Here is a 10968-nt window from a genome sequence, read left to right as displayed (position 1 = left end):
GTTGCGTGGCACCACGATGATCGCGACGATTCTCACCGCGAAGTCGATGACAAAGGCCACCAGTACGGTGATGGTCACCCCACCGAAATCGAACATGGGGTATTAGGTCGTGGGCTTGTCGAGACCGAGGCGCTCGCGTTCTTCCGCTTCAATGCGGGCATACACCTTCCGTTCGGTGCGGTCGGCCCGAAGAATTGAGCGCAGCAGACCCCAGAACAGCAGTCCCAGAAAGATCGTGGGTACAACCGAGAAGAGCGCGTTACCCCAAAAGTTCTCAATCACAAGATCAGACTACCGCGCTACTTGGTGAGAATGCCGTACAGGCCGGACCCCACGAGATACAGGCCCACCCCGCTGACGACGATCCACAGGGCAATTCGGCTCTGCGACGGCGGCTTGCGTCCGCCCTTGTCGGGCTCGATCTCATCTTTGGGCAGGTAGCTCATGGGAACCAGGCCTTTCCGTCTCAGGTAGTGCGGACACCGTCACTTGACAAGCGGGAACAGGATGGTCTCACGGATACCGAGACCGGTCAGAGCCATGAGCATACGGTCGATGCCCATGCCCATGCCACCGGTCGGCGGCATGCCGTGCTCGAGGGCCCGCAGGAACTCTTCGTCGAGGCGCATGGCCTCAGGGTCGCCATCGGCGGCCAGGCGGGCCTGTTCGACGAACCGCTCGCGCTGCACGACCGGGTCCACGAGCTCGGAATAACCGGTCGCAAGCTCGAAGCCTCGCACGTAGAGGTCCCACTTCTCGACGACGCCCGCGATCGAGCGGTGGCCGCGCACGAGCGGGCTGGTGTCGATGGGGAAGTCCATGACGAACGTGGGGCGGGTGAGGTCGCCCTTCACGAAGTGCTCCCACAGTTCCTCGACGTACTTACCGTGGATCGGGTGGTCGATGTCGAGTTCCTCGCGTGCGGCGAGGGCCTTGAGCTCCTCGATCGGCGTCTGCGGGGTGATCGTGATTCCGGCCGCGGCCGACAGGCTGTCATACATGCTGATGCGGGCCCAGTCGCCGCCGAGGTCGAATTCGGTGCCGTCTGCCCAGGTCACCACATGCGATCCGGCAATCGCACAAGCGGCGTCCTGAATGAGCTTCTGGGTGAGGTCGGCGATCGAGTTGTAGTCGCCGTAGGCCTCGTACGCCTCAAGCATGGCGAACTCGGGCGAGTGTGTGGAGTCGGCGCCCTCGTTGCGGAAGTTGCGGTTGATCTCGTACACACGGTCGATGCCGCCCACAACGGCGCGCTTGAGGAACAGCTCGGGGGCGATGCGCAGGAACAGCTCGGTGTCGAAGGCGTTGCTGTGCGTGGCGAACGGACGAGCGGATGCTCCGCCGTGCATCACCTGCAGCATCGGTGTTTCGATCTCCAGGAATTCGAGGTCGGTGAACGTCTTGCGCAGGCTCGCGACGGCCTTCGACCGGGCGATCACGTTGCTCCGCGCCTGCTGGCGGTTGATCAGGTCGAGGTAGCGGCTTCGCACCCGCGTCTCTTCGCTGAGCTCCGTGTGCAGGTTGGGCAGCGGCAAGAGTGACTTGGCGGCGATCTGCCACTCACTCACCATGATCGACAGCTCGCCTCGGCGGCTGGAAATGACCTGGCCCGAGACGAACACGTGGTCGCCAAGATCGACGAGGTCTTTCCAGCCGGCGAGCGATTCGTCGCCCACCTCACCGAGGGAGACCATGGCCTGGATACGGGTGCCGTCGCCGGACTGCAGGCTCGCGAAGCACAGCTTGCCGGTGTTGCGGGAGTGCACGACTCGCCCGGCGAGTCCGACGGTGACGCCGGTCACGGCATCCGCTTCGAGGTCGCCGAACCGGGCACGCACCGCGGGGATGGTGTCGGTCACGGGGACGGACACCGGGTAGGCGCCGCCGGCCGGAGAGGTGGCCGCCGCGTTCAGGCGGTCACGCTTGGCCAGACGCACGAGCTTTTGCTCGTTCATCTCAGCGGGGGTGAGCTCGGCGTCGGGGTTCATGCTCATGCGGGTCTCCATTACCCGAGGCCCCCGTCGGTGTGCGGCGGGCTCGGTGTGTGTCGGTCTGTCTCGTGCGGGTCGTGCGGGGTGTGCGGGGTGCTGGTTGTGCGGGACTGTTGTGTGAGCGGGACTGCCGGCTGTCAGGCCAGCGTGAGTGAAACGTTGTCGATGAGCCGGGTGGTGCCCACGATCGCGGCGACCAGCATTCTGGCCGGCCCACGATAGTCGGACTCGATGGGGAGGAACGTCTGCGGGTGCACGACAACGAGATAGTCCAGTTTAACCAGGGGCTGGGCGTCAATGAGCGCATGGGCCGCATCGAGGGCTGCGGCGGCCCCCTGCGCGGCGTCCAGCTGCGCGCTGGTCAGCCCGGCAGAGAGAGCAGTCGCGGCCTCGCGCTCGGCCGGATCAAGATTGCTGTTGCGGCTTGACAGGGCGAGTCCACTCGCCTCGCGCACCGTCGGCACGACCTCGACGGCGACGCGCACGTTGAGGTCCGCCAGCATGCTCTGAACGAGGAAAACCTGCTGGGCATCTTTCTGGCCGAAAACGGCGGTATCCGGCGTGACGATATTGAGCAGCTTCGCGACCACGGTGAGCATGCCGTCGAAGTGGCCGGGACGGGCGGCACCCTCGTAGAGCGAGCCGACCGGTCCCGCGACCACCCGGGTGTCATTGGTGCTCGCCGGGTACATTTCGCGGGCGGTCGGCGCGAACACGAAGGGCACGCCCTCGGCGGCGAGCGCCTGCAGGTCTGCCTCGAGGGTGCGCGGGTAGCGGTCGAGGTCTTCGCCCACGCCGAACTGCAAGGGGTTCACGAAGATGGAGACGAACACGATGTCGCCGAGTTGCCGGGCACGGCGGATGAGCGCCATATGTCCGGCGTGCAGGGCGCCCATCGTCGGGACGAGCACAACGCGGGTGTCCCCACCGAGCATCGCGGCCTTGTCACGGGTCTCACCGAGTCGGTTGCGCAGCTCGTCAATGGTGCCAATGACTTCTGGCATGGTGAGCACAGTCACTCGTCCTCCGGGTCGTGGTCGTTGAATCGGTCGCGTGGGCCATCGTCAAGCCTGTCACGAAGAGCCGGCTCCTGCAGACCGTCCAGGCCCGTGAGATCGAGCTGCTCGGGGCTGAGTCGGCCCAGTGCGTTTTCCATGGCCGAACGCACGAGGGGGCCGATAACCGCGCCCGGGCGCTCGATCCCGATGCCGGCAAGCAACTGAGTGGCCTGCTCGACGATGGACGTGGAGAATGCCGTGGCCGTTTCGACAGCCTCGGCGTAACTCGGCCGGTCCTTTTCGGCGACGATGATCGGTTCGCCGCCCATCTCCACGACGAGGGCCTGGCCGATCGGCAACACCGGTGTGGGCGCAGTGACGGCGAAGTAGCTGTCAGCGAGCCGCGTGAGGTCAAGGCTTGTTCCGGTGAAGGCCATGGCCGGATGAATGGCGAGCGGGATCGCGCCTCCGGCGAGTGCGGGAGCGAGAACGTCCGTGCCATAGCGTGCCGAGGTGTGGAGCACGAGCTGTCCGGGCCGCCAGGTCTTGGTCGCGGCGAGGCCGCTGACAAGGCCTTCGAGCTCAGCGTCCGGCACGGCAATGATCACGAGTTCGCTACGCTCCACGATCTGCGGCACGGTGAGCAGGGGCACAAGCGGCAGGATGGCTTCCGCGCGATCGCGGCTCGCCTGGGAGATGGCGTTGATGCCGACGATCGCGTGCCCCGCGCCGGCGAGCGCAGCGCCGAGGATCGGGCCGACCCGGCCGGCGCCGATAATGCCGACGCCCAGGCGCCCCGGTCGCTGCATCATTCTGTCGTTCCTGTCGCGGTGTCCTGCGTCACTGTGCTGCCCCTGTCGGGTGTTTCGTTGGTGTCCAGGTCGGCCGATATGACGGCTTCCCGAGCAACTGCTTCGAACAGTCGCACGGCCTCGTTCCTGTCTATCACGCCGAGAGTCGCCGCAACCGGACCCGCGACGGTGTGCAGGGCGGCGTTCGCGAGACCGAGACGACGCTGCAGGGGTCCCTGTGAGATCCGCACGCTCTGCAGCCGCGCGAGCGGTACGAGCACGAGTTCGCGGGCGATGACCCCGCGACGCAGCAGGGCGACGTGGTCACGAACCGCATACCCGGTTCGCCGCCAGGAGAACGGGCGCAGCCAGCGCGCCGATCGTGGAGCATTGGTGAACCCGTCGTCTCCACCACGGGAGGTGAGGCCCCGCTCGATCAGCGAGCGGTGCTCCTCGGTGGCGAAGCCGGGTACCACCAACTCGAGCACTCTGGCCACGTCGGCGAGCGTGCCCACCGGGAGGGTCATGGTGTTGGCCGCCCCCGCTGCTCCCTGATTGGTGGATTGCCCGGCCTTATTGATCTGCACCTGCCACCAGCCGAAGGGGCGCCACAGCAGCGGCTGGCTCACACCGATTGCATGGATGCGGCCGGCAGGCAGGGTCTCGCTGCTCGTGGACAACAGGCCGAACCCCACGCGCACACCCTCGGTCGTACCGGCAATGCTGTAGCGCAGGGACTTGGTGAAACGGGAGAAGTAATATCCAAAGCTGGCGATGATCCCCGGCAGGATGGCGAAGAGAAGCCACTGGCTGCTGCCCGCGGCCACGCTCACGATCAGCCCGACAGCGGCGATCAGGAGAAAGACGGTGAAGCCGCTAAAAATCAGTGACCCGATCAGGCGTCCCGCCGGAATCCGCACAACCGACTCGGGCGGGGCGGCATCCGGGTCGAGTTCGGGAGCCAGAAATTCGTTGACGCGTGACTGCGCCACGCCGCTCAGGGACGGCCCACGGGCCACCACGGCGCGCCCATCGACGGCCTGCGCGGCGGCCTGCTCTGCATCCGTTTCGCTCTGTCGTGTCGCTACGGGTGGAGTATGACGGAGCCCCACGGCCAGGCGCAGAATGTCGCGTCGGAGGCCGTCGGCGAGCGCGGAGTTGAGGTAGGCGAGCTGCACGTTGCCGTCCTGGCCGGCCACACTCACCTCAAGGCGGGCCGCACCGAACAACCGCGGGAGGAACGGTCGCACGAGGTTGACGCCCTGCACACGGTCGAGGCGAGCCCGACGACTGCTGCGAAAGACGACTCCGCTGCGTACCTCGACGACCTCGGCCGTCACCCGGAAGGTGTGCATCCGCCATGACAGCGTGAACACGACCAGGATCACGATGAGAATGCCGGCCACGACCAGGAGCGCCCACCCGACGGCACCGCGGTTGACGATCTCGTCGATGGGGTCTCCCCCGTAGTTCGGCTCGTTGAAGAAGAGTTCCACCAGCCGTTCGCGCAGGTTGGCAATGACGAACCCGAGAACGGCGATGATGAAGATTCCACCGCGCAACAACGGGGTGGCCGGGTGCAGCCGGTGCCACTCACCGTCCGTGATCGACGGCACGGCGAGCTGGCCCGCGAGCTCTGCCGGAGAGCCACGGGGATGCGCAGGAGAGGCGGCCGGCGGGTCGACCGGCGGATCGACCGGGAGCGTCACAGCCCGGCCCGGCGACTCTCGGCCAGCTCGACGAGCCGGTCACGGAGGGACTCGGCCACCGCCTCGTCGAGCCCGGGGATCGCGACGCCCGAGGTGGCGGCCGCCGTGACGAATTTGAGGTCGGCGAGGCCCAGCCAGCGGGCCACCGGGCCCCGGGTGATGTCCACGAGCTGCATGCGACCGTACGGCACCGACACGAACCGTTGGAACATGATCCCGCGGCGAAACAGCAGGTCGTCGGCGCGCAGCTGGTACCCGATGGCACGCACGCGTCGCGGCTCGATGATGATGCTGATGATCGTGACCACCGCGAAGGCCGCACCGGCGAACAGCGCCCAGCGCATGTCGGCCAGTAACCAGAGCAGGGCCGCACCACCGCACACGAGAAGCCCGAAGATGACGCTTCCGACTATTTCAACCACGACGTACCGCGGCGCGACACGCTGCCATTCGCCGACCTCGGCAAGGTCGAGGCGCGCGGAACGTTCGCCGGCGGGATCTCCGGTGGGGTTACCGAGATCTCCGGGCTCAACGGGCTCAACGGGCTCGGGGACACCGTAAGAATCAGGCACGGGCGGCACCGGACGTATCTCCATTGGGCTTGTCGCCGGGCTTGCCCTCATCCTTGTCTGACGGCAGGGTGCAGAAGAACTCGGCCAGCAGCCCACCGACGAGCAGAAGCAGGGCACCGACCGCCGTGGCGACGGCCAGCCACAGCGAGGGCGCCGTCGCGACGACCGTACGAGTGAGGATGTACACGACGATTCCGAGGCCCGCACCGAGCAACAGCACCCCGCTCAGGCTCGATGCTTTTGAGAGCACGGCAACGCGCATCGCCCAGAACGGGTCCATCCGCCGGGTGCCCCGACGCCGCGTCGACCGACGCACCCGCCAGGCCAGCACGACCACGATGACAGCCATCACGACGAGGGTGAGCGGAAGGGTCACGGGTGGAACGATGATGGCCGAACCGGATGCCGCGGCGCCGATTTCCAGCAGGAACCCCAGCACCAGGCCGATCAGGCCCAGGCCGATCAGCGGTGTCGCGTGCGTGCGCTTCACGGGGCCACGACCCGGTCGATGACCTTCACCAGAGTGCTGTCGGTGGCGGCAAGTAGGTCGCTGATGCGGCCTCGACCAGGAATCTCGGCATCCGCTTCAATGCAGACCCACGGTGCAAGCACGAAATCACGCTCCCACGCCCGCGGGTGCGGGAGCGTGAGGCGGTCATCGTCAATGGTCAGCGCCCCTACGGCGATCAGATCGATATCGAGCGTGCGGTCACCCCAACGTTCGGCGCGAACCCGGCCATGGTCGGCCTCGATCACGTTCACTGCCCTGAGCAGGTCATGAGGAAATCCAGAGAAGTTGCCGGTCAGAACCGAATTGAGATAGCGCGGAGCCGACTCGTCGACCCCATCAAGCTTCAGCGCCGCGGATTCGAACACGGGCGAGACCGCCTGCAGCTCGAAGCCCGGTATCGCGGCCACATCGCGCACGGCCTCGGCGAGAGTCGCCGCCCGGTCACCGAGGTTGCTGCCCAGCGCCAGCACGACATGACTGGCCGAAGCCGGACTCATTCCCGGGACCGCTCGATGCGCACCGCGACGTCCGTGAACGGAACATCGATGGGCGCCTGAGGCTTGTGCACGGTCACCTGAACGCGCTCGGCCGCCTGGTGTAACAGCACGACGGCGGCAATACGCTCGGCCACGGTTTCGATCAGGTCAACCGGGTTGTGGCGGGCCGCCTCCGTCACCTCGTTGGCGAGCTCGCCGTAGTGGATCGTGGTCGCCACGTCGTCGCTTGCGGCGGCCTTGCGAAGGTCCAGCCAGACCGTGACGTCGATGACGAAGTCCTGGCCGTTTTCGCGTTCAAAGTCGTACACGCCATGGTGCGCCTTGACGCGCAGGCCGGTAAGGGTGATCGAGTCGGTCATGCTTCCATTGTGGCTCATGCGTCGTGCCCTGCCGAGTCGTCACGGGCCCCGGGCTGCCGAGCAGCGGCGACGCGGGCGAGCACATTGAACGCGGTTCGCGTGGCGGAGACATCGTGCACGCGCACCGCCCAAGCGCCCGCCTGCGCGGCCAGAACGCTGATGACGGCCGTCGGCAGGTCACGAGAGAGAACGGATGCATCCGCCGGAAGCACCGCAGCCACGAAGCGTTTGCGACTGGCCCCGACCATCATGGGAAGCCCGAGGTCGTCGAAGGCCGCGAGATTCGCCAACAGTTCCCAGTCATGGTCCGCGCGCTTGGCGAAGCCGAGTCCGGGGTCCAGAACAAGGTCAGACCTTTTCACACCAGCGCTCGTGAGAACCACGACGCGGGCCGCCAACTCGGCGTGCACGTCTGCCACGACATTGCCGTACTCGGCACGGGATCCCATCTCCTGGGCGTGCCCGCGCCAGTGCATGGCCACGTACGTGCAGCCGCTCCGCGCCGCCACTGCGGCCATCAACGGGTCGGCCAGTCCCCCGGACACGTCGTTGATGATGCTCGCCCCCGCGGCGACCGCCGCGTGCGCTGTGTCGGCGTTGAGCGTGTCGACGCTGATGCGCACACCCTGGCGCGCGAGCGCCGTGATGACCGGGATCACGCGGGAGCGTTCGTCGGGGGGCGACACTCTGGTCGCGCCCGGTCGGGTCGATTCCCCGCCGACGTCGACGATGTCAGCACCCTGGGCGACGAGACGCAGCCCATGCTCGATCGCGGCATCCGTGGAGGCCCAGCGGCCGCCGTCGCTGAAGGAGTCCGGCGTGACGTTGAGCACGCCCATGATGAGCGTCACGAGCCGGCGGCAATCAGCGCAATGATCTCCGCCCGCGCTGCGGGGTCTGACAGCGCCCCCCGGCTGGCCATCGTCACGGTGGAACTGCTCGACTGCCGAGGTCCGCGGGTGCCGACGCAGCCGTGCACGGCGTCAAGGACCACGAGCACACCGAGAGGGTTGAGGCCCTCCTGGAGGGCCTCGGCAATTTCTTCCGTCAGCCGCTCTTGCATCTGCGGACGAGCCGCAATCGTCTCGACCACGGCCGGGAGACGTCCCAGGCCGACCACGTGTTCGTTCGGCAGGTAAGCAAGGTGGGCCGTGCCGAGAAACGGCAACAGGTGATGCTCGCAGATCGAGCGGAACGCCACGTCCCGCAGCAGCACGAGCTCACCGGTGTGCGGGCCGACGGGGATGGAGTCCCGCAGGTGGTCCAGCGGATCCACCCCCAGACCTCCGAAGAACTCGGCGTAGGCCTCGGCTACGCGTTTCGGCGTGGACTCAAGCCCCGGACGCTCGACGTCCTCGCCGATCGCCGCCAGGATCTCTGACACCGCCGCCTGGATGCGCGTCTTGTCGACCCCCATTGCGACCTAGGCGGTTGCGGGACGGGGGTTACGGCTCGGCGCGCGCTTCGGCTTGACCGTTGCCTCGTCACCGCTCGTCACGCCGCCGTCGACGACGCCTTCATCGATGGGCGCCTTGGGAGCGGGCATCGCGATGGGCGGCACGTCGGACACGGGCCGTTTGTCGCTCGAGAGCCACTGAGGACGCGGCGGGAGCTTTTCCACGTTGGTAAAGATGTCGGCGAGGGCGTGCTGGTCGAGGGTCTCGTGCTCGAGCAGGGCAGCCGCGAGCTCGTCGAGGATGGTGCGGTTTTTGATCAGCACCTCGTAGGCCTCGTCGTGGGCGTCTTCGAGCAGCTGGCGCACCTCGTTGTCGACGCGCTCGGCGAGGCGCTCAGAGTAGTCGCGCTGGTGGCCCATGTCACGGCCGAGGAAGACCTCGCCAGAACCCTGGCCGAGCTTGAGCGGGCCGACGGCACTGCTCATCCCGAACTCGGTGACCATCTTGCGGGCGGTGGCCGTGGCCTTCTCGATGTCGTTCGAGGCGCCCGTGGTGGGATCGTGGAAGATGATCTCCTCCGCGACGCGTCCGCCCATGGCGTACGCGAGCTGGTCGAGCAGCTCGTTGCGGGTCACGGAGTAACGGTCTTCGAGCGGCATCACCATCGTGTAGCCGAGAGCCCGACCGCGGGGAAGAATCGTGATCTTGGTCACAGGGTCGGTGTTGCGCATGGCCGTGGCCACGAGTGCGTGCCCGCCCTCGTGGTACGCGGTGATCAGCTTCTCCTTGTCGCGCATCACGCGCGACCGGCGCTGCGGACCGGCCATGACGCGGTCGACGGCCTCGTCGAGGGCTCGGTTGTCGATGAGCTGGGCGTTGGAGCGCGCCGTCAGCAGTGCGGCCTCGTTGAGCACGTTCGCCAGGTCCGCCCCCGTGAACCCGGGGGTCTTGCGGGCAAGAACCTCGAGGTCGACGCCGGGAGCCATCGGCTTGCCCTTGGAGTGCACCTCGAGGATGTGCTTGCGGCCGAGCATGTCCGGAGCGTCGACGCCGATCTGGCGGTCGAACCGTCCCGGGCGCAGCAGCGCGGGGTCGAGGATGTCGGGGCGGTTGGTGGCGGCGATCAGGATGACGTTCGCCTTGACGTCGAAGCCGTCCATCTCTACCAGCAGCTGGTTGAGGGTTTGCTCGCGCTCATCGTGTCCGCCGCCCATCCCGGCACCGCGGTGGCGTCCGACGGCGTCGATCTCATCGATGAAGATGATGGCCGGGGCGTTTTCCTTGGCCTGCTGGAACAGGTCGCGCACACGGCTCGCGCCGACACCCACGAACATTTCCACGAAGTCCGATCCGGAAATGGCGTAGAAAGGCACGCTCGCCTCGCCCGCGACGGCGCGGGCCAGCAGGGTCTTGCCGGTTCCGGGAGGGCCATAGAGCAGAACCCCCTTCGGAATTCGGGCACCGACGGCCTGAAACTTGGCCGGTTCCTTGAGGAAATCCTTGATTTCTTCGAGCTCTTCAATGGCCTCGTCGGAGCCCGCGACATCGGCGAAGGTCACCTGCGGGCTTTCCTTGGACACGAGTTTGGCCTTCGACTTGCCGAACTGCATGACCTTGTTGCCGCCACCCTGCATGCCAGAGAGCATGAGCCAGAAGAACGCGCCAATGAGCAGCACCGGCAGCAGGAAACCGAGGACCGACAACAGCACGTTGGGCTGCGGCACCTCGTCCGTGAAGCCATCCTTGGGGTTGGCCGCGTTCACCGCGTTCACGATTTCTTCGCCGCGCTGGGTCACGTAGTTGAACTGCACCTGCGTGCCGAGGTCACCGGCGGCCTGCGAGAGGGTGAGGTCGACGCGCTGTTCGCCGTCGACGATCTTTGCCTCGGAGACCTGCCCGTTCTTGAGGAACTCGAGCCCTTGCTGGGTCGACACCTCGCGAAATCCGGACATGGTGATGAGGCTGGATCCCACCCACACGGCGATGACGGCCAGCATGATGTAGAGAATAGGTCCGCGCAGAAGCTTCTTGACGTTCATGGTGCTCCTAAGCTAGCGTGCCTGCACTGGGGGAAGGGTGTGTGTTCGCCTAAAGATGAATAGGGAACTCACAGTCCCCTCAGGCTCACGCGCTTGCTGAGCCG

The 10968-nt window shown here is 66.7% G+C and carries 13 protein-coding genes; all 13 read right to left on the bottom strand.

All coding sequences use genetic code 11. The annotated features are described in order from the left end of the window. Positions 1 to 102 precede the first annotated feature (102 nt). The 13 genes from JF66_RS11560 to ftsH all read right to left on the bottom strand — a co-directional run bounded on the left by JF66_RS11560 (position 103) and on the right by ftsH (position 10864). Entirely contained in the window at positions 103 to 282 is a 180-nt protein-coding gene (locus JF66_RS11560; RefSeq protein ID WP_035878060.1) for a hypothetical protein, read from the bottom strand. Between the two features lie 17 nt (positions 283 to 299). After that, positions 300 to 446 (bottom strand): hypothetical protein, encoded by a 147-nt coding sequence (locus JF66_RS23625; RefSeq protein WP_197059398.1) that lies wholly within the window; start codon positions 444 to 446, stop codon positions 300 to 302. A gap of 39 nt (positions 447 to 485) precedes the next feature. Then, positions 486 to 1994 (bottom strand): lysine--tRNA ligase, encoded by a 1509-nt coding sequence (gene lysS / locus JF66_RS11555; protein ID WP_231556391.1) that lies wholly within the window; start codon positions 1992 to 1994, stop codon positions 486 to 488. A gap of 134 nt (positions 1995 to 2128) precedes the next feature. Next, positions 2129 to 2995, bottom strand: a complete 867-nt coding sequence (gene panC / locus JF66_RS11550; RefSeq protein ID WP_035878069.1) for a pantoate--beta-alanine ligase — start codon at positions 2993 to 2995, stop codon at positions 2129 to 2131. 11 nt (positions 2996 to 3006) lie between these two features. Beyond that, the gene (locus JF66_RS11545) at positions 3007 to 3801 is read right to left on the bottom strand and encodes a Rossmann-like and DUF2520 domain-containing protein (protein WP_081882337.1); all 795 of its coding nucleotides are present in this window, start codon (positions 3799 to 3801) and stop codon (positions 3007 to 3009) included. Continuing rightward, complete coding sequence (locus JF66_RS11540) at positions 3798 to 5489, bottom strand: PH domain-containing protein (protein ID WP_231556390.1); 1692 nt, start codon at positions 5487 to 5489, stop codon at positions 3798 to 3800. The genes JF66_RS11545 and JF66_RS11540 overlap by 4 nt, the downstream gene beginning before the upstream one ends. Then, the gene (locus tag JF66_RS11535; protein ID WP_231556389.1) at positions 5486 to 6061 is read right to left on the bottom strand and encodes a PH domain-containing protein; all 576 of its coding nucleotides are present in this window, start codon (positions 6059 to 6061) and stop codon (positions 5486 to 5488) included. Before JF66_RS11535 ends, JF66_RS11540 begins: the two co-directional genes overlap by 4 nt. Beyond that, positions 6054 to 6551 carry a DUF3180 family protein gene (locus JF66_RS11530; protein ID WP_035878056.1) on the bottom strand — a complete coding sequence of 166 codons (498 nt, stop codon included), beginning with the start codon at positions 6549 to 6551 and terminating at the stop codon, positions 6054 to 6056. Before JF66_RS11530 ends, JF66_RS11535 begins: the two co-directional genes overlap by 8 nt. Beyond that, positions 6548 to 7069, bottom strand: coding sequence for a 2-amino-4-hydroxy-6-hydroxymethyldihydropteridine diphosphokinase (folK, locus tag JF66_RS11525; RefSeq protein ID WP_051973454.1), 522 nt, complete (start codon positions 7067 to 7069; stop codon positions 6548 to 6550). The genes JF66_RS11530 and folK overlap by 4 nt, the downstream gene beginning before the upstream one ends. Next, positions 7066 to 7428 (bottom strand): dihydroneopterin aldolase, encoded by a 363-nt coding sequence (gene folB / locus JF66_RS11520; RefSeq protein WP_035878054.1) that lies wholly within the window; start codon positions 7426 to 7428, stop codon positions 7066 to 7068. The genes folK and folB overlap by 4 nt, the downstream gene beginning before the upstream one ends. A gap of 14 nt (positions 7429 to 7442) precedes the next feature. Further along, on the bottom strand, positions 7443 to 8279 hold the full coding sequence (folP, locus tag JF66_RS11515) for a dihydropteroate synthase (RefSeq protein WP_081882335.1): 837 nt from the start codon (positions 8277 to 8279) through the stop codon (positions 7443 to 7445). Continuing rightward, positions 8276 to 8845, bottom strand: coding sequence for a GTP cyclohydrolase I FolE (gene folE, locus JF66_RS11510; protein ID WP_035878052.1), 570 nt, complete (start codon positions 8843 to 8845; stop codon positions 8276 to 8278). Before folE ends, folP begins: the two co-directional genes overlap by 4 nt. 6 nt (positions 8846 to 8851) lie before the next feature. Continuing rightward, on the bottom strand, positions 8852 to 10864 hold the full coding sequence (gene ftsH / locus JF66_RS11505; protein WP_035878047.1) for an ATP-dependent zinc metalloprotease FtsH: 2013 nt from the start codon (positions 10862 to 10864) through the stop codon (positions 8852 to 8854). Positions 10865 to 10968 lie beyond the last annotated feature (104 nt).

This window comes from Cryobacterium sp. MLB-32, from assembly GCF_000738085.1.
In the GTDB taxonomy this organism is placed as follows: Bacteria; Actinomycetota; Actinomycetes; order Actinomycetales; family Microbacteriaceae; genus Cryobacterium.
Note: the sequence above shows the minus strand (reverse complement) of the source record. Positions and strands in the feature narration are given on the sequence as shown.